Origin of the sequence: Clostridium prolinivorans (assembly GCF_004011155.1) — a bacterium.
Taxonomy (GTDB): domain Bacteria; phylum Bacillota; class Clostridia; order Clostridiales; family Clostridiaceae; genus Clostridium_AT; species Clostridium_AT prolinivorans.
Genome location: NZ_RJWG01000003.1, coordinates 1 through 16,415, shown reverse-complemented (window position 1 = coordinate 16,415; position 16,415 = coordinate 1). Strand labels below are relative to the sequence as shown.

The 16,415-nt window shown below is 32.9% G+C and carries 32 protein-coding genes, 2 tRNA genes and 1 rRNA gene; all 35 read right to left on the bottom strand.

Annotated elements, in window-relative coordinates:
* Window positions 1-79 precede the first annotated feature (79 nt).
* A complete protein-coding gene (gene rplQ / locus EGD97_RS04300) occupies window positions 80-421 on the bottom strand; it encodes a 50S ribosomal protein L17 (protein ID WP_078682219.1) in 342 nt (113 codons plus the stop codon).
* Window positions 422-462: 41 nt separating this feature from the next.
* A complete protein-coding gene (locus EGD97_RS04295) occupies window positions 463-1,410 on the bottom strand; it encodes a DNA-directed RNA polymerase subunit alpha (protein WP_078682218.1) in 948 nt (315 codons plus the stop codon).
* 66 nt (window positions 1,411-1,476) lie between these two features.
* Window positions 1,477-2,097, bottom strand: a complete 621-nt coding sequence (gene rpsD / locus EGD97_RS04290; RefSeq protein ID WP_078682217.1) for a 30S ribosomal protein S4 — start codon at window positions 2,095-2,097, stop codon at window positions 1,477-1,479.
* A 37-nt stretch (window positions 2,098-2,134) separates the two neighbouring features.
* Window positions 2,135-2,533 carry a 30S ribosomal protein S11 gene (rpsK, locus tag EGD97_RS04285; protein ID WP_078682216.1) on the bottom strand — a complete coding sequence of 133 codons (399 nt, stop codon included), beginning with the start codon at window positions 2,531-2,533 and terminating at the stop codon, window positions 2,135-2,137.
* A 15-nt stretch (window positions 2,534-2,548) separates the two neighbouring features.
* Entirely contained in the window at window positions 2,549-2,917 is a 369-nt protein-coding gene (gene rpsM, locus EGD97_RS04280) for a 30S ribosomal protein S13 (RefSeq protein WP_078682215.1), read from the bottom strand.
* Between the two features lie 117 nt (window positions 2,918-3,034).
* Window positions 3,035-3,148 (bottom strand): 50S ribosomal protein L36, encoded by a 114-nt coding sequence (rpmJ, locus tag EGD97_RS04275; RefSeq protein WP_003373491.1) that lies wholly within the window; start codon window positions 3,146-3,148, stop codon window positions 3,035-3,037.
* A 15-nt stretch (window positions 3,149-3,163) separates the two neighbouring features.
* Window positions 3,164-3,382: a translation initiation factor IF-1 gene (gene infA / locus EGD97_RS04270; RefSeq protein WP_078682214.1), complete on the bottom strand. Its 219-nt coding sequence runs from the start codon at window positions 3,380-3,382 to the stop codon at window positions 3,164-3,166.
* Between the two features lie 7 nt (window positions 3,383-3,389).
* Window positions 3,390-3,668: a KOW domain-containing RNA-binding protein gene (locus EGD97_RS04265; protein ID WP_078682348.1), complete on the bottom strand. Its 279-nt coding sequence runs from the start codon at window positions 3,666-3,668 to the stop codon at window positions 3,390-3,392.
* Between the two features lie 16 nt (window positions 3,669-3,684).
* Window positions 3,685-4,431: a type I methionyl aminopeptidase gene (map, locus tag EGD97_RS04260; protein ID WP_078682213.1), complete on the bottom strand. Its 747-nt coding sequence runs from the start codon at window positions 4,429-4,431 to the stop codon at window positions 3,685-3,687.
* Entirely contained in the window at window positions 4,412-5,080 is a 669-nt protein-coding gene (locus EGD97_RS04255) for an adenylate kinase (protein ID WP_078682212.1), read from the bottom strand. The genes map and EGD97_RS04255 overlap by 20 nt, the downstream gene beginning before the upstream one ends.
* 18 nt (window positions 5,081-5,098) lie before the next feature.
* A complete protein-coding gene (secY, locus tag EGD97_RS04250) occupies window positions 5,099-6,376 on the bottom strand; it encodes a preprotein translocase subunit SecY (protein ID WP_078682211.1) in 1,278 nt (425 codons plus the stop codon).
* Window positions 6,377-6,817, bottom strand: a complete 441-nt coding sequence (gene rplO / locus EGD97_RS04245; protein WP_078682210.1) for a 50S ribosomal protein L15 — start codon at window positions 6,815-6,817, stop codon at window positions 6,377-6,379. It lies immediately after the preceding gene.
* 21 nt (window positions 6,818-6,838) lie between these two features.
* Window positions 6,839-7,018 carry a 50S ribosomal protein L30 gene (gene rpmD, locus EGD97_RS04240; protein ID WP_078682209.1) on the bottom strand — a complete coding sequence of 60 codons (180 nt, stop codon included), beginning with the start codon at window positions 7,016-7,018 and terminating at the stop codon, window positions 6,839-6,841.
* Between the two features lie 13 nt (window positions 7,019-7,031).
* Window positions 7,032-7,529 carry a 30S ribosomal protein S5 gene (gene rpsE, locus EGD97_RS04235; protein ID WP_078682208.1) on the bottom strand — a complete coding sequence of 166 codons (498 nt, stop codon included), beginning with the start codon at window positions 7,527-7,529 and terminating at the stop codon, window positions 7,032-7,034.
* An 18-nt stretch (window positions 7,530-7,547) separates the two neighbouring features.
* Window positions 7,548-7,907 carry a 50S ribosomal protein L18 gene (gene rplR, locus EGD97_RS04230; RefSeq protein ID WP_078682207.1) on the bottom strand — a complete coding sequence of 120 codons (360 nt, stop codon included), beginning with the start codon at window positions 7,905-7,907 and terminating at the stop codon, window positions 7,548-7,550.
* Between the two features lie 71 nt (window positions 7,908-7,978).
* Window positions 7,979-8,521 (bottom strand): 50S ribosomal protein L6, encoded by a 543-nt coding sequence (gene rplF, locus EGD97_RS04225; RefSeq protein WP_078682206.1) that lies wholly within the window; start codon window positions 8,519-8,521, stop codon window positions 7,979-7,981.
* A gap of 22 nt (window positions 8,522-8,543) precedes the next feature.
* The gene (rpsH, locus tag EGD97_RS04220) at window positions 8,544-8,942 is read right to left on the bottom strand and encodes a 30S ribosomal protein S8 (RefSeq protein ID WP_078682205.1); all 399 of its coding nucleotides are present in this window, start codon (window positions 8,940-8,942) and stop codon (window positions 8,544-8,546) included.
* 33 nt (window positions 8,943-8,975) lie between these two features.
* Window positions 8,976-9,161 carry a type Z 30S ribosomal protein S14 gene (locus EGD97_RS04215; RefSeq protein ID WP_078682204.1) on the bottom strand — a complete coding sequence of 62 codons (186 nt, stop codon included), beginning with the start codon at window positions 9,159-9,161 and terminating at the stop codon, window positions 8,976-8,978.
* Window positions 9,162-9,176: 15 nt separating this feature from the next.
* A complete protein-coding gene (gene rplE / locus EGD97_RS04210; protein ID WP_078682203.1) occupies window positions 9,177-9,719 on the bottom strand; it encodes a 50S ribosomal protein L5 in 543 nt (180 codons plus the stop codon).
* Window positions 9,720-9,741: 22 nt separating this feature from the next.
* A complete protein-coding gene (gene rplX, locus EGD97_RS04205) occupies window positions 9,742-10,065 on the bottom strand; it encodes a 50S ribosomal protein L24 (protein WP_127836551.1) in 324 nt (107 codons plus the stop codon).
* A gap of 18 nt (window positions 10,066-10,083) precedes the next feature.
* Window positions 10,084-10,452 carry a 50S ribosomal protein L14 gene (rplN, locus tag EGD97_RS04200; RefSeq protein ID WP_078682202.1) on the bottom strand — a complete coding sequence of 123 codons (369 nt, stop codon included), beginning with the start codon at window positions 10,450-10,452 and terminating at the stop codon, window positions 10,084-10,086.
* A gap of 27 nt (window positions 10,453-10,479) precedes the next feature.
* Window positions 10,480-10,734 (bottom strand): 30S ribosomal protein S17, encoded by a 255-nt coding sequence (rpsQ, locus tag EGD97_RS04195; RefSeq protein WP_078682201.1) that lies wholly within the window; start codon window positions 10,732-10,734, stop codon window positions 10,480-10,482.
* Between the two features lie 24 nt (window positions 10,735-10,758).
* A complete protein-coding gene (gene rpmC, locus EGD97_RS04190) occupies window positions 10,759-10,968 on the bottom strand; it encodes a 50S ribosomal protein L29 (protein WP_078682200.1) in 210 nt (69 codons plus the stop codon).
* Window positions 10,958-11,401 (bottom strand): 50S ribosomal protein L16, encoded by a 444-nt coding sequence (gene rplP / locus EGD97_RS04185; protein WP_078682199.1) that lies wholly within the window; start codon window positions 11,399-11,401, stop codon window positions 10,958-10,960. Before rplP ends, rpmC begins: the two co-directional genes overlap by 11 nt.
* Before the next feature lie 17 nt (window positions 11,402-11,418).
* The gene (gene rpsC / locus EGD97_RS04180; protein WP_078682198.1) at window positions 11,419-12,084 is read right to left on the bottom strand and encodes a 30S ribosomal protein S3; all 666 of its coding nucleotides are present in this window, start codon (window positions 12,082-12,084) and stop codon (window positions 11,419-11,421) included.
* 16 nt (window positions 12,085-12,100) lie between these two features.
* Window positions 12,101-12,436: a 50S ribosomal protein L22 gene (gene rplV, locus EGD97_RS04175; RefSeq protein WP_078682197.1), complete on the bottom strand. Its 336-nt coding sequence runs from the start codon at window positions 12,434-12,436 to the stop codon at window positions 12,101-12,103.
* 23 nt (window positions 12,437-12,459) lie between these two features.
* On the bottom strand, window positions 12,460-12,744 hold the full coding sequence (gene rpsS / locus EGD97_RS04170) for a 30S ribosomal protein S19 (RefSeq protein WP_078682196.1): 285 nt from the start codon (window positions 12,742-12,744) through the stop codon (window positions 12,460-12,462).
* A gap of 67 nt (window positions 12,745-12,811) precedes the next feature.
* Window positions 12,812-13,645: a 50S ribosomal protein L2 gene (gene rplB / locus EGD97_RS04165; protein ID WP_078682195.1), complete on the bottom strand. Its 834-nt coding sequence runs from the start codon at window positions 13,643-13,645 to the stop codon at window positions 12,812-12,814.
* A gap of 68 nt (window positions 13,646-13,713) precedes the next feature.
* A complete protein-coding gene (rplW, locus tag EGD97_RS04160; RefSeq protein ID WP_078682194.1) occupies window positions 13,714-14,010 on the bottom strand; it encodes a 50S ribosomal protein L23 in 297 nt (98 codons plus the stop codon).
* Complete coding sequence (rplD, locus tag EGD97_RS04155; RefSeq protein ID WP_078682193.1) at window positions 14,010-14,630, bottom strand: 50S ribosomal protein L4; 621 nt, start codon at window positions 14,628-14,630, stop codon at window positions 14,010-14,012. Before rplD ends, rplW begins: the two co-directional genes overlap by 1 nt.
* A 25-nt stretch (window positions 14,631-14,655) precedes the next feature.
* A complete protein-coding gene (gene rplC / locus EGD97_RS04150) occupies window positions 14,656-15,285 on the bottom strand; it encodes a 50S ribosomal protein L3 (protein ID WP_078682192.1) in 630 nt (209 codons plus the stop codon).
* 86 nt (window positions 15,286-15,371) lie between these two features.
* A complete protein-coding gene (gene rpsJ, locus EGD97_RS04145) occupies window positions 15,372-15,680 on the bottom strand; it encodes a 30S ribosomal protein S10 (protein ID WP_078682191.1) in 309 nt (102 codons plus the stop codon).
* Between the two features lie 434 nt (window positions 15,681-16,114).
* Window positions 16,115-16,198: transfer RNA gene (locus EGD97_RS04140), tRNA-Leu, on the bottom strand.
* A 6-nt stretch (window positions 16,199-16,204) separates the two neighbouring features.
* Window positions 16,205-16,279 (bottom strand) — tRNA-Glu (locus EGD97_RS04135).
* 5 nt (window positions 16,280-16,284) lie between these two features.
* A 5S ribosomal RNA gene (gene rrf / locus EGD97_RS04130) occupies window positions 16,285-16,401 on the bottom strand.
* Window positions 16,402-16,415: the final 14 nt, after the last annotated feature.

Genomic DNA, 16,415 nt, shown 5'->3' with positions numbered 1-16,415 from the left:
TAAAAAGGGACTAAGCTAATTTAACTTAATCCCTTTTAGTTAGCTTACAACATCACCTTTTGATGTGTTACTTTTACTATTACACTAACTCTAGTATAACCATTTCTGCTCCGTCGCCTCTTCTTGGACCTACTTTATACATTCTAGTATATCCGCCATTTCTTTCAGCATACTTTGGAGCTATATTATCAAATAAATTTGTAACAACACTCTCTTCTGTTACAAATGAAAGCACTTGTCTTCTAGCATGAAGATCTCCTCTTTTAGCAAGAGTAATCATTTTTTCAGCTATATTTTTAGTTTCTTTTGCTCTAGTTTCAGTTGTTTGTATTTTACCATTTTTTAAGAAACTAGTAACAAGATTTCTTAACATTGCTTTTCTTTGATCAGTTGGACGACCTAATTTACGATATCCTGCCATGTCTTTACCTCCTTTATCACAATTGGTGGGCACACAAAGTTTTATTCTTCACTTTGTTTTAAGCTTAAACCAAGAGTAGCAAGCTTTTGCTCTACTTCTTCAAGTGATTTTTTACCTAAGTTTCTAACTTTCATCATATCATCTATAGATCTTTGAGTTAATTCTTGTACTGTATTAATTCCAGCTCTCTTTAAGCAGTTATAACTTCTTACAGATAAATCAAGTTCTTCAATTGTCATTTCAAGAACTTTTTCTTTTTTATCTTCTTCTTTTTCAACCATTATTTCAACATTATTAGCTTGATCTGTAAGAGTCATAAATAATTTAAAGTGTTCTATAAGAATTTTAGCAGATAATCCTATAGCTTCATCTGGTTTTATTGTTCCATTAGTCCACACTTCAAGAGTTAGTTTATCATAATCTGTAATTTGACCAACTCTAGTATTTTCTACATTAAAATTAACTCTTTTTACTGGAGTATATATTGAATCAACAGGGATTGTATTTATAGGTAGATTATCTTTCTTGTTTTTAGTTTGAGAAACATATCCTCTTCCTCTGTCAACAGTGATTTCCATATATAGCTTACCATCTTCATCTAATGTTGCTATATGTAAATCTTTGTTTACAATTTCTACATTTCCATCAGTTTTTATATCTGCTCCAGTTACTTCTCCTTCCCCATTGGCATCTATATATATAGTGCTAGGGCCTTCACCATTCATCTTCAATGCTAAACTTTTTATGTTTAGTATAAGTTCAGTGACATCTTCTTTTACTCCTTGAACACTTGAAAATTCATGAAGTACATTTTCTATTCTAACAGAGGTTGCTGCTGCTCCAGGTAATGAGGAAAGTAAAATTCTTCTTAATGCATTACCTAGAGTTATTCCATAACCTCTTTCTAATGGTTCTACTACAAATTTACCATAAGTACCATCTTCTTTAAGTTCAACACATTCAATTTTAGGCTTTTCTATTTCTAACATTTTATATACAAACCCTCCTTATTATTCAATTTTTCGCTATTTTGAGGGCAACTGATTCTATTTTAATTACTTGCTGTATAACTCAACTATTAGTGTTTCATTAACTGGAACGTCAATATCAGCTCTAGTTGGCTCAGAAATCACTTTACCTTCAAAGTTTTCTAAGTTGCCTTCTAGCCAATTTGGAAGAGCTTTTGGATTTTCAATAAACATCTTAAATCTTTCACTGTTTCTGCTTTTTTCTGCAACAGTTATTACATCACCAACAGATACACTATATGATGGTATATCTACTTTCTTACCATTTACTAAAAAATGTCCATGAGTAACTAATTGTCTAGCTTCTCTTCTTGAACTTCCAAATCCTAGTCTGAATACTACGTTATCTAATCTCATTTCAAGAAGTTTTAATAAGTTTTCACCTGTTATTCCCTTCATTCTTTCAGCTTTATCGTAGTATGTTTTAAATTGACTTTCTAATAATTCATATATTCTCTTAGCTTTTTGCTTTTCTCTTAACTGAACACCATAGTTTGAAAGCTTCTTCTTATTTTGTCCGTGTTGTCCTGGTGCATATCCTCTTCTAGCAAATGCACATTTATCTGTATAGCATCTATCCCCTTTAAGGAATAGCTTTATTCCTTCTCTTCTGCATATTCTGCAGTGAGCTCCAGTATATCTTGCCATTAAAATTTACACCTCCTGCATTTTTCTATATATATAATTAAACTCTTCTTCTTTTTGGTGGTCTGCATCCATTATGTGGTATTGGAGTAACGTCTTTAATTAAAGTTACTTCAAGTCCTGCTGCCTGAAGAGATCTTATAGCAGCTTCTCTTCCTGCTCCTGGTCCCTTTACATAAACTTCAACACTTCTTAAACCATGTTCCATTGCTGCTTTTGCAGCAGTTTCTGCTGCCATTTGAGCAGCGTATGGAGTACTTTTTCTTGATCCTCTAAAGCCTAATCCACCTGCACTAGCCCATGATAAAGCATTTCCATTTTTATCAGTAAGTGTAACTATAGAGTTATTAAAAGTGGATTTAATATGTGCAGCACCATGCTCAACATTTTTTCTTTCTTTTCTTCTTCTAGTAGTTCTCTTAACTTTTTGAGCTGCCATTTCCTTACCTCCTTACTATTTCTTCTTTTTAGCCCCTATAGCTCTCTTTGGGCCTTTTCTAGTTCTTGCATTAGTTTTAGTTCTTTGTCCTCTTACTGGAAGACCTTTTCTGTGTCTTATACCTCTATAACATCCTATTTCTATTAATCTCTTAATATTAAGAGCTACATCTCTTCTTAAGTCACCTTCAACTTTTAAGTTCTTTACATAATCTCTTAATGCATTAACTTCTTCTTCTGTTAAGTCTTTTACCCTTGTATCTGGATTAATTCCTGTTTCTTTTAATATTTTTTGTGATGTTGGTAATCCTATACCATATATATATGTTAAACCTATTTCAACTCTTTTTTCTTTTGGTAGGTCAACACCTGCTATTCTTGCCATTAAATCTTACACCTCCTAGGTATTAATGAAATAAACCAAATTTATTAGTTTTATATATATATTAAAGTTTTAGGCCAATAAAACTTTTGTTTTACTGTCAGCCGCCCCTAAAACATTTTAACCTTGTTTTTGTTTATGCTTAGGATTTTCACAGATAACCATAACTCTTCCTTTTCTTTTAATAACCTTGCACTTTTCGCATATTGGTTTAACTGATGGTCTTACTTTCATGGCTAACCCTCCTTATTACTTTGCTCTCCAGGTTATTCTACCACGAGTTAAGTCATATGGAGAAAGCTCCACAGTAACTTTATCTCCTGGTATAATTCTTATAAAATTCATTCTTAACTTTCCTGAAATATGAGCCAATATCTCATGACCACTCTCAAGTTCAACTCTAAACATAGCATTAGGCAAAGCTTCTAAAACCTTACCTTGCATTTCAATAACATCATCTTTTGACATAAGGTAATCAAACCTCCTTATTAGAGTTCATATGCTGTAAACACTTTTTTATCTCTTTGTTACTAACTCTATCTTTTTTTTCAAGCTTATTTTTGATTTCATCTATATATATATTAGTTATATTAAGATGCTTAATTTTCTTTTTTTTAGGCTTTTCAACAGTTCGCAAATCTCCATCGCATATATATACATAATTCTCATCTATTGTATCTATTATAATAAAAGCTCTATTTGCGTCCCTGCCTGATTTTGAATAAACCAGCCTTCCAATATAATCATTGTTAATCAAATTAACCACCTCATTAGATAAGAGTTAGTATTTCAGGTCCATCATTTAAAATAGCTACTGTATTTTCATAATGGGCTGAAAGAGAACCATCTTCTGTTACCACTGTCCAGCCATTAGGCTGTATTAAAACATCATATCTCCCTATATTAACCATAGGTTCTATAGCTAGAACCATACCATGACTTAATTTAGGTCCTCTACCTGGTCTCCCAAAATTAGGAACTTCAGGATCTTCGTGCATATCTCTTCCTATTCCGTGACCTACAAAATCTCGTACAACAGAAAAATTAAAGCTTTCTACATAATTTTGTATTGCTGAAGATATATCTGTGAGTCTATTCCCAACTAGTGCTTTTTCTACCCCTTTAAAGAAACTTTCTTTAGTTACTTCAATTAAAGTTTCAGCTTCTTTAGATATTTTGCCAACTCCTATAGTTCTAGCAGCATCACCTTGGTACCCATTTAATATAGCTCCACAATCAATACTAATTATATCGCCTTCTTTTAATATTCTTTTTCCTGGAATTCCATGTACTACTTCATCATTTATTGATGTACATATAGAAGCCGGAAATCCTTGGTAACCCTTAAATGATGGTTTTGCATTATGCTTTACTATGAACTCTTCTGCTATTCTATCCAATTCTGCAGTGGTTATTCCTGGTTTTATTACCTCTTCAAGTTTTTCTAAGGTTTCACCTACAAGCTTTCCCGCACTCCTCATATATTCAATTTCTTTATCATTTTTTATTATTATCATTTTTTATCTCTCCTAGAATTTCACAAATATTTTTAAAGACATCGTTTATGGCTTTCGTTCCGTCTACAACATTTAATAAATTTTTATCTTTATAATATTTTATTAAAGGTTGCGTTTCTGCGTCATAGATTTCAAGTCTTTCTATAACTGTTTCTTCTTTATCGTCCTTTCTTTGGATTATGTCATTTCCACATACATCACATTTACCTTCAAAAACAGGAGGATTAAATTTTATGTGATAACTTGCTCCACAAGATGGACAAACTCTTCTTCCGCTCATTCTTTCTATTATAAAATATTTTGGAACATCTATTAATAATGCTGTATCAAGTTGACTTTTCGATTTAAAAAGAAAATCATCCAATGCTTTTGCTTGATAAACAGTTCTTGGAAAACCATCTAGCAAAAATCCTGTTGTACAATCATCTTTTTTTAATCTATCTATTACAATATCAATTGTTATATCATCAGGAACTAATTGCCCTTTTTCGATGTATTTTTTTGCTTCAATTCCTAGAGAAGTCTCCATAGATATATGTTTTCTGAAAATATCGCCTGTAGATATATGTGGTATAGAAAATTTATTGCATATTGACTTAGCTTGAGTTCCCTTTCCAGCACCCGGAGGGCCTAATATAACTATCTTCAATAGCACCATCTCCAATTTTTATTTTAAAAATCCTTGGTAATGACGCATTACTAATTGTGACTCTAATTGTCTTACAATTTCAAGAGCAACTCCAACTAGAATTAATAAACTGGTTCCTCCAAATGATATCCCTTTAAACTTTGTATAACCTTCAACGATAATTGGGAACACTGCTATAATGGCTGCAAAGGCTCCTCCAAGTAATGAAACTTTTGTTAGTACTTTTTCAATATATTTTGCCGTATACTCTCCTGGTCTTATTCCAGGTATAAAACCAGAAGATTTATGCATATTTTCTGCCATTTCATCTGGTTTAAATGTAATTTGAGTATAAAACCAAGAGAAAAATAATATTAACAAAAAGAACACAAGCGCATATAACCACGTATTAGGTTTAAACGGACTATAGTCACTTGAAGTAATTGCTCTGAATATTTTTGAATTTGGGAACAATTGTGCTATAGTTGCTGGAAATTGCATTACAGAAGATGCAAAAATTATTGCTATTACTCCTGATGCATTTAAATTTATAGGAATATGTGTCGATTGTCCTTTAAAAGTTTTATTCCCAACTGTTTTTCCTGCATACTGCACAGGTATTCTTCTTTCTGCCAAACTCATTATCGTAACTACAATTAATAATGCTGCTGCAACCGCTATAAATATTATAACCTCTACTATATTAACTTGTTCCATGCTTTGGAGACCTACAATCTGGTATATGGTAAAAGGAATTCTTGAAATAATATTAATAAAAATAATTAATGAAATACCATTCCCTATACCTTTAACTGTTATTTGATCACCTAACCACATCAAAAAAATTGATGCAGTAGTAACCGTAAGCATAATTATAAACATTGTTAGCTTCGAAGTATCTTTAAGTGCATTTGTATTCCATATTATAACATATATTGTATATGACTGTAATATAGCAAATGCTATTGAAGCATATCTAGTATAATTTTGTAATTTTTTTCGGCCTTCTTCGCCTTCTTTTGAAAGCTGTTCTAAATATGGAATAGCTACTGTAAGCAGCTGAATAATTATAGATGCGTTAATATATGGTACTACTCCTAAAGCAAATATATTAAATTTGCTAAATGCTCCACCAGAAATTAAATCATAAAATCCAAATAAAGTACCTGATGTAGCCATATTTTTGAGTACATTTGTATCAACCCCAGGAACGAGGATACTATTCCCCATCCTGTAAATTGCAACTAAAAACAGCGTCCATAATATTCTTTTCCTTAATTCAGGAGTTCTCCATGCATTACGTAGGGTTGATAACATTTATACCACCTCAACTTTTCCCCCAGCCGCTTCAATTTTTTCAGCTGCAGTTTTAGAAAACTTTGATGCCTTAACTGTCAAGCTTTTTTGTAATTCTCCATTTCCTAATATTTTTACACCATCATATAATTTACTTATTACTCTTTTTTCAAGAAGAAGTTCAGGTGTAACTACTGTACCATTTTCAAATATGTTTAATCTATCTACATTTATGGTTGCATATTCTTTAGCGAATATATTAGTAAAACCTCTCTTTGGAAGTCTTCTGTATAAAGGCATCTGACCTCCTTCAAAACCTGGTCTTACTCCACCACCTGATCTAGCCCATTGTCCTTTTTCACCTTTTCCGGCATTTCTTCCAAGCCCTGAACCAGTACCTCTACCTACTCTTTTAGGACTTTTTCTAGCGCCTTCTGCTGGTTTTAAGTCATGAAGTTTCATTTATTACACCTCCTCTTAATTTTATATTTCTTTTACATCTAAAAGATAGCTTATTTTATTTATCATACCTCTAATTTGAGGAGTATCCTCTTTTTCAACGCTTTTTCCTATTTTAGATAGCCCAAGAGCTTTAGCAGTAGCTATGTGACTATCTAATCTTCCAATTAAGCTCTTTTTTAATGTGATTTGTAGCTTAGCCATGGTCAAGTCCCTCCTAACCTAGAATCTCTTCAACGGTCTTACCTCTAAGCTTAGCAATTTCTTCAGCTGTTCTTAAAGAAGCTAACCCGTTTATTGTAGCATTAACCATGTTTCTTGGATTATTAGAACCAAGTGATTTAGCTCTAACATCCTTTAATCCTGCAAGCTCAAGTACTGCTCTAGCTGGACCTCCAGCTATAACTCCAGTACCTTCTGCTGCTGGCATAATAAGAACTTTACCTTTTCCAAATACTCCTAAAACTTCATGAGGAACTGTAGTCCCAACTATAGGTACTTTAATAAGATTCTTTTTAGCATCTTCAATTCCTTTTCTAATAGCTTCAGGAATTTCTATTGATTTACCAATTCCAACTCCAACGTGGCCATTTTCATCTCCAACTACTACAAGAGCACTGAATCTGAAATTTCTACCACCTTTTACAACCTTGGCAACTCTATTTATAAAAACAACTTTTTCTTTTAGCTCTAGTGTGCTAGGATCTATTCTCATTTATTTCCCTCCTTCTTATTAAAATTCTAGTCCAGCTTCTCTTGCTCCTTCAGCAAGTTCTTGTATTCTTCCATGATAAATATATCCGCCTCTGTCAAATACAACAGACTTAATTCCTTTTTCTAACGCTCTTTTAGCTATTAAAGCACCAACTTTTCTTGCTGCTTCTTTGTTGCTTCCAACTCCTTCAAATTCTTTATCAAGACTTGATGCAGAAACTAATGTTTTTTGAGCAACATCATCGATTATTTGAGCATATATGTTCTTTTCACTTCTATATACTGATAATCTTGGTCTTTCAGATGTACCAGAAACTTTTTTACGTATTCTTAAATGACGTCTTACTCTAGCTTCTTGTCTATCTTCTTTTTTAATCATAAAGTTCACCCCTTCTCATAATTGTCAATACTCCAAACTTAATTTGTACGCATTGACGGTTTGTAAACTAATTATTTCTTACCAGTTTTTCCTTCTTTACGTCTTATTACTTCATTATCATATTTAATTCCTTTGCCCTTATATGGCTCTGGCTTTCTCCATGTTCTTATATCTGCAGCAACTGCACCAACTAATTCTTTATCAATTCCCTTAACAACTACTTTTGTTGGAGCTGGAGTTTCAAATTCAATGCCAGGTACTGCTTCTATTTCAACTGGATGTGAATATCCAAGATTTAATACTAATTTTTTACCTTGTAGTGCTGCTCTATAACCAACACCAACTAATTCTAATGTTTTTTGATATCCTGAAGTAACTCCTACAATCATATTATTTATTAAAGCTCTAGTTAATCCGTGAAGAGCTCTTTCTTCTTTATCATCACTATTTCTTGTAACAACTACAGAATTATTTTCAACAGCAATATTAATTTTATTACTCATAGCCTTTACAAGTTGACCTTTTGGTCCTTTAACAGTAACAACATTGTCTGGTGTTACTGTAACTGTTACACCATTTGGTATAGATACTGGAAGTCTTCCTATTCTTGACATTAATTACACCTCCTCTGTTAAACTACCAGATGTAGCAAATAACTTCTCCACCTAGTCCTAATTTTCTTGCTTCTCTATCTGGAACTATTCCTTTAGAAGTTGATATAATAGCAACCCCTAAGCCATTAAGTACTTTTGGTATTTCTTCTTTCTTACAATAAACTCTAAGTCCTGGTTTAGATATTCTTCTAAGTCCAGTTATAACTCTTTGTTTATTAGCACCATATTTCATTGTTAATCTTAACATAGGTACTGAACCATCATTATATTCCTCTATATTTTTAAGGTATCCCTCTTGTAGCATTATATTTGCAATAGCCTTCTTTATATTTGAAGACGGTACTTCTACTATTTCATGTCTAACAACATTAGCATTTCTAATACGTGTTAGAAAATCTGCAATAGGATCTGTCATTGCCATTTATTTGTGCCTCCTTTCATCTAATAAGTTTTATTACCAACTTGCTTTTTTTACGCCAGGTATTTGACCTTTATAAGCAAGTTCTCTAAAACAAATACGGCATACACCAAATTTTCTTAATACAGCATGTGGTCTTCCACATATTCTGCATCTTGTATAAGCTCTAGTTGAGAACTTTGGTTCTTTATTCCACTTTTCTATTAAAGCCTTACGTGCCATGTTTTCCCTCCTTAATTATTGAGCAAATGGCATACCAAGGAATCTTAATAGCTCTCTTGCTTCCTCGTCTGTCTTTGCAGTAGTTACAAATATTATATCCATACCTCTTACTTTATCAATTTTATCATATTCAATTTCTGGGAAAATTAGTTGTTCCTTAATTCCTAATGAATAATTTCCTCTTCCATCAAAAGATTTATCTGAAACGCCTCTAAAATCTCTAACTCTTGGTAAAGCTACATTTATAAGTTTATCAGCAAATTCAAACATTCTATCTTTTCTAAGAGTAACTTTACATCCTATTGGCATGTTTTCTCTTATTTTAAAATTAGCTATAGATTTCTTAGCTCTAGTTAGAATTGGCTTTTGACCAGTTATTAACTGTAAATCAGACATAGCAGATTCTAATACTTTAGGATTATCTTTAGCTTCTCCTACACCCATGTTCACAACTATTTTATCTAATTTAGGAACTTCCATTATATTTTTATATCCAAACTTTTCCATTAAAGCTGGGATAACTTCTTTTTCATATTTTTCTTGTAGTCTTGGAACCATTAGTTAAACCTCCTTTCAAACATTAAAATGTTTCTCCGCACTTTTTACATACTCTAACCTTAGTTCCGTCATCAAGTATTTTATGACTTATTCTTGTTACATTTTTACAGTTATTGCAATATAACATAACCTTTGAACTAAATATTGGAGCTTCTTTTTTTATAATTCCGCCTTGCATATTTGTTTTGTTTGGTTTTGTATGTCTGCTAACTACATTAACATCTTTAACAATAACTTTGCCATATTTAGGTAAAACTTTTAAAACTTCTCCTATTTTACCTTTATCTTTTCCGGATATAACCATAACTGTATCTTTTTTTCTTACATGTACCTTTGTTTTTTCCACAATAGCCACCTCCCTATCTTATAGAACTTCAGGCGCCAATGAAAGAATCTTTGTATATTCCTTATCCCTTAGCTCCCTAGCCACAGGCCCAAAGATACGAGTTCCTCTTGGCTGTTTATCATCTTTTATTATAACTGCTGCGTTTTCATCAAATTTTATATATGAGCCATCAGCTCTTCTTACTCCTTTAACGGATCTAACTATTACTGCTTTTACAACATCACCTTTTTTAACAACTCCGCCAGGTGTTGCACTTTTAACGCTAGCAACTATTACATCTCCAATGTTTCCATACTTTCTTTTAGAACCGCCTAATACTCTAATGCACATTATTTCTTTAGCACCAGTATTATCAGCTACCTTTAACATTGTTTGTTGCTGTATCATGTAAATACCCTCCTTTCAATGTTTAAGCTATTTAGCTTTTTCAACTATCTCAACAAGTCTCCATCTTTTATCTTTAGATAATGGTCTAGTTTCCATTATTAAAACTCTATCATTAATTTTAGCTTCATTGTTTTCATCATGTGCCTTAAACTTAGTAGTTCTGTTAACTGTTTTACCATATAATGGGTGACGAACTTTTGTTTCAACAGCAACTACTATGGTTTTATCCATTTTATCAGAAACAACTCTTCCAATTCTTGTTTTTCTATTTGCTCTTTCCACTTGGACGCTCCTCCTTTCGGCATACTACTTTATTGCCCTTAACTCAGCTTCCCTAAGGATGGTTTTAATTTGGGCTATAGATTTTTTTACTTCTCTTATTCTCATTGGATTTTCAAGCTGACCAGTAGCTAGCTGAAATCTTAAATTGAATAACTCAGCTTTTAGGCTATTTAACTTTTCTTTTAAATCTTGAGGGGTACTTTCTCTTAATTCTCTTAAATCATTAGCCTTCATTAATTTCACCACCCATTTCCTCAAAATCTTTCCTTGTAACAAACTTAGTTGATACAGGAAGTTTATGTGATGCTAGTCTCATTGCTTCTCTAGCTACTTCTTCTGATACTCCTGATAATTCAAATAATACTCTGCCTGGTTTTACAACTGCAACCCAAAATTCTGGTGAACCTTTTCCGGATCCCATACGTGTTTCTGCAGGCTTTTCAGTAACTGGTTTATCTGGGAAAATCTTTATCCAAAGTTTTCCTCCTCTTTTAATATATCTATTTATAGCTATTCTGGCTGCTTCTATCTGATTGCTTGTAATCCATCCTGGTTCAGTGGCTTGAATACCGAAATCTCCATAAGCAATAAAGTTACCTCTTGTAGCTTTACCTCTCATTCTGCCACGCATTTGCTTACGATGTTTAACTCTTTTAGGCATTAACATAGCGTATTCCTCCTTCCTTATGCGTTTACTTCTTCCTTCTTAACTTTCTTAGTTGGAAGAACTTCTCCTTTATACACCCAAACTTTAACTCCAATTTTACCATAAGTTGTATCTGCTTCTGCAAAACCATAATCTATATCGGCTCTTAATGTTTGTAGTGGAATTGTTCCTTCATGATATCTTTCAGTTCTAGCTATTTCAGCACCAGCAAGTCTTCCTGAACATTCAGTTTTAACTCCTTTAACTCCTTGCTTCATAGCTCTTTGTATAGTCTGCTTCATAGCTCTTCTAAATGCTATTCTTTTTTCTAATTGCGCTGCTATATTTTCAGCCATAAGCTGAGCATCTGTTTCAGCATTTTTAACTTCTACTATATTTATAAGTACAGTTTTATCTTTAACAATAGCTGAAATATCTTTTTTTAATTCTTCTATTCCTGCTCCACCTTTTCCTATAACCATTCCTGGCTTAGCAGTATATATATTTAATTTAATTCTTTTTGCAGCTCTTTCTATTTCAATTTTAGAAATACCAGATTGGTATAGTCTTCTTTTTACAAATTCTCTTATTTTGTTATCTTCTATTAAATTGTCAGCAAAATTTTTCTTATCAGCGTACCATTTTGCATCCCAATCTTTAATTACACCAACTCTTAAGCCGTGTGGATGTACTTTTTGTCCCACTATATATCCCTCCTTCTTATGCTCTTTCCTTAACTACAAGTGTAATATGACTAGTTCTCTTCTTTATACTAAACGCTCTACCTTGTGCGTGTGGTCTATATCTTTTCAATGTTGGTCCTTGACCTACATATGCTTCAGAAACATATAATCTATTAACATCTAAATTTAGATTATTTTCTGCATTTGCTACAGCTGACTTTAATAATTTATTTACTACGACAGCTGCATCCTTTGGAGTATATTGTAATATAGCAAAAGCTTCATTTACATTTTTATTTCTAATTAAATCAAGAACTACCCCAACTTTCATTGGTGACATTCTTATATATTTAGCTATAGCTTTAGCTTCCATAGTTAGCTACCTCCTTCCTTAAATTACTTTAAGCCAGTTTTCTTTTCAGTTTTATCTACATGGCCTTTAAAAGTTCTAGTTAATACAAATTCACCTAGCTTGTGTCCTACCATATCTTCTGATATGTAAACTGGAACATGTTTTCTTCCATCATGCACAGCTATTGTGTGACCTATCATTTGTGGGAATATAGTTGAACTTCTAGACCAAGTTTTTATAACCTTCTTTTCTCCTGTTTTGTTCATCTCATTTATTTTCTTTAATAAACCTTCATGAACAAAAGGTCCCTTTTTTACTGATCTACTCAATTAATTTGCCTCCCTTCATATTACCTATTGAGATAATATAGGAAGAGAATTATAAATTCTCCCCTAATTATTTAGTATTTCTTCTCTTAATTATGAATCTATCTGAATATTTCTTATGCTTTCTTGTCTTATATCCAAGCGCAGGTTTACCCCAAGGAGTAAGTGGTCCTGGATGACCTATTGGTGATTTACCTTCTCCACCACCATGTGGGTGATCAACAGGATTCATTACTGAACCTCTTACAGTAGGTCTCCAACCCATATGTCTTTTTCTTCCTGCATTACCTAAGTTAACAATTTCGTGTGTTAAGTTAGAAACTGTTCCTATAGTAGCTCTGCATTCAAGTCTTACATATCTCATTTCGCCACTTGGTAATCTAAGTGTAGCATAATCTCCTTCTTTTGCCATAAGCTGAGCAGAAGCACCTGCACTTCTTACTAATTGTGCTCCTTTTCCAGCAGTTAATTCAATATTATGAATTACAGTACCAACAGGTATGTTTTTAAGTGGAAGGGTATTACCAACTTTTATATCTACATCTGGACCAGACATTACTACATCTCCAACTTTAAGTCCAACTGGAGCTATAATATATCTTTTTTCTCCGTCCGCATAAGTTACCAATGCTATATATGCTGATCTATTTGGATCATATTCTATAGTAGAAACTTTAGCTGGAATTCCATCTTTATTTCTCTTAAAATCTATTATTCTATATTTTTGTTTTGCACCACCACCGTGATGTCTAACAGTTATTTTACCTTGGTTATTTCTACCAGCATTCTTCTTCAATGGCACTAAAAGAGATTTCTCTGGTACATCAGTTGTTATCTCTTCAAATGTTGGCATTGTCATTTGTCTTCTTGAAGGTGTGGTAGGTTTAAACTTTTTAACTGCCATTTTATTCCCTCCTTTTTTTAGCTTTTCTGGCCCTCAGCCAATACTTGCTTTTTATACACTTATATTAATTATTGCATTTCTTCAAAGAATTCTATATTTTTGCTATCTGCAGTTAACTTAACTATAGCTTTTTTGTAGTCAGGTCTTTTTCCTATATGAACTCCAACTCTCTTAGTTTTTCCCATTATGTTCATAACTTTTACATCTTCAACCTTAACTCCAAAAACTTCTTCTACTGCTTTTTTAATCATTGTTTTATTAGCATGCACATCAACTATGAAGGTGTATTTTTTGTCTGCCATTGAAGCCATGCTTTTTTCAGTGATAACTGGTTTTCTTATTATATCGTAATTAGTTAGCTTCATTATGCATACACCTCCTCAATTTTTGATACAGCATCTTTAGTTACTATAAATTTTTCATATTTTAATAAATCATATACATTTAAATTATTTATAGGTAATACTGCAACTCCTTCAATGTTTCTTGCTGATTTATATACATTTTCATTAACTTCAGCAGTTACAATTAATGTATTTTTTGCATTTAAAGCATTTAACATTGAAACTATTTCTTTAGTTTTTGGAGCTTCTAATTCTAAACTTTCTAATACAATTATATTATTATCTGCAACCTTTGAAGAAAGCGCTGACTTTAAAGCCACTCTTTTTAACTTCTTAGGTACTGACATGCTGTAGTCTCTTGGCTTTGGTGCAAATACTATACCACCATGAGTCCATTGTGGTGATCTGATTGAACCTTGTCTTGCTCTACCAGTTCCCTTTTGCCTCCATGGCTTTATTCCACCTCCAGAAACTTCAGCTCTAGTTTTAGCAGATTGTGTTCCTTGTCTTTTATTAGCAAGCTGTGCTAATACAACTTGGTGCATTGCATAAGTATTTATTGGAGCAGCAAATACATTTTCTGATAATTGTATATCTCCAACTTTTTGTCCTTCTTTATTATATAATCCTACTGTAGGCATTCTGTATCCTCCTTTCTACCAAAACTTAGGCTTTAACAGTATTTCTAATTACTACTAAACCTTTATTAGGTCCTGGTATTCCGCCTTTAATAAGAATAATGTTCTTTTCAGGCATTACCTTTGCTACTTGAAGGTTTAATACTGTTGTATTGACATTTCCCATATGTCCAGGCATTTTCTTGTTTTTAAATGTTCTTGATGGATATGATGAAGCACCCATTGAACCTACTGCTCTGTGAAATTTAGAACCGTGGCTTTCTGGTCCTCTGTTAAAATTCCATCTCTTTATAACACCAGCAAATCCCTTTCCTTTTGAAACACCTGAAACATCAACTCTTTCACCTGCTTCAAATATGTCAACTTTAATTTCTTGACCTACTTGATATTCGCTAGCATTTTCAAGTTTTAATTCTTTAACAAATCTCTTTAAAGGCACACCTGCTTTTGCAAAATGTCCCTTTATTGGTTTATTTCTTAATGATTCTCTTATATCTTCAAATCCAACTTGTATTGCATCGTAACCATCTTTAAGAACAGTCTTCTTTTGAATTACAACGCATGGACCTGCTTCAACAACTGTAACTGGAACTACTTTCCCATTTTCATCGAAAATTTGAGTCATACCAAGTTTTCTACCTAGTATAGCCTTTTTCATATCTCTTGCACCTCCTAAACATATTAGCGGATCACCTTAGCAATCATAATAGTTCAATTTTTATTTCGTACTTATATTATGTACGATTATAATTTTATTTCAATATCAACGCCTGCTGGCAAATCTAATCTCATAAGCGCATCAACAGTTTTAGGTGATGGACTAAGTATATCTATTAGTCTTTTATGAGTTCTCATTTCAAATTGTTCTCTTGAATCTTTATATTTGTGTGGAGCTCTTAAAATTGTTATAACATCTTTTTCAGTTGGTAGTGGAACTGGTCCTGCTACTTTAGCTCCTGTAGATTTTGCAGTTTCTACAATTTTTTCAGCTGATTGATCTAATATGTTATGATCAAAAGCCTTTAATCTAATTCTAATTTTTTGTTTTGCCATTTTATTTCCCTCCTTTTCATCGCACGCTTTGCTTCCTACGTACAACAGCGGATGTTCTGTAAACTGTTCCGGGTGTTGCATATACTTAAACATAGCAACACTTTACAGACTCTCCGTCGCCCAGTTCATGACTTGAGCATACTCAGCAAAAATTCCCCGGAAGCCGGCCACCTCTTGCCTCATCGCTGTTATTACATCGCAACTCCTATATTGTACACTAAATTTTATATTTTGACAAGTATTTTTTAAATACAAAGAATAATGTTATATAATTTATTTATATATTTAATATTGTTTACTTATACTGAATTAAAAAAACTAGTGAATATAGGTTCAATAATTTATAATATTTAATATTATTAACTTATAAGTAATAAATTAATCACATAAAAATAAAAAGAACCTTCTTATTTTTATAAAAGGTTCTTTTTATTTGGTGCAGGCGAAGGGAGTCGAACCCCCACGCCATAGGCGCTAGATCCTAAGTCTAGTGCGTCTGCCAATTCCGCCACGCCTGCATATTATGGTGACTCCTAGGGGAATCGAACCCCTGTTACCACCGTGAAAGGGTGGTGTCTTAACCGCTTGACCAAGGAGCCATAAAATCTGGCAACGTCCTACTCTTCCACTCGGTCTCCCGAGCAGTACCATCGGCGCTGAGAAGCTTGACTTGCGTGTTCGGAATGGGAACGGGTGTTACCTTCTCGCCATCGTCACCAGATATATTGTTCTTTC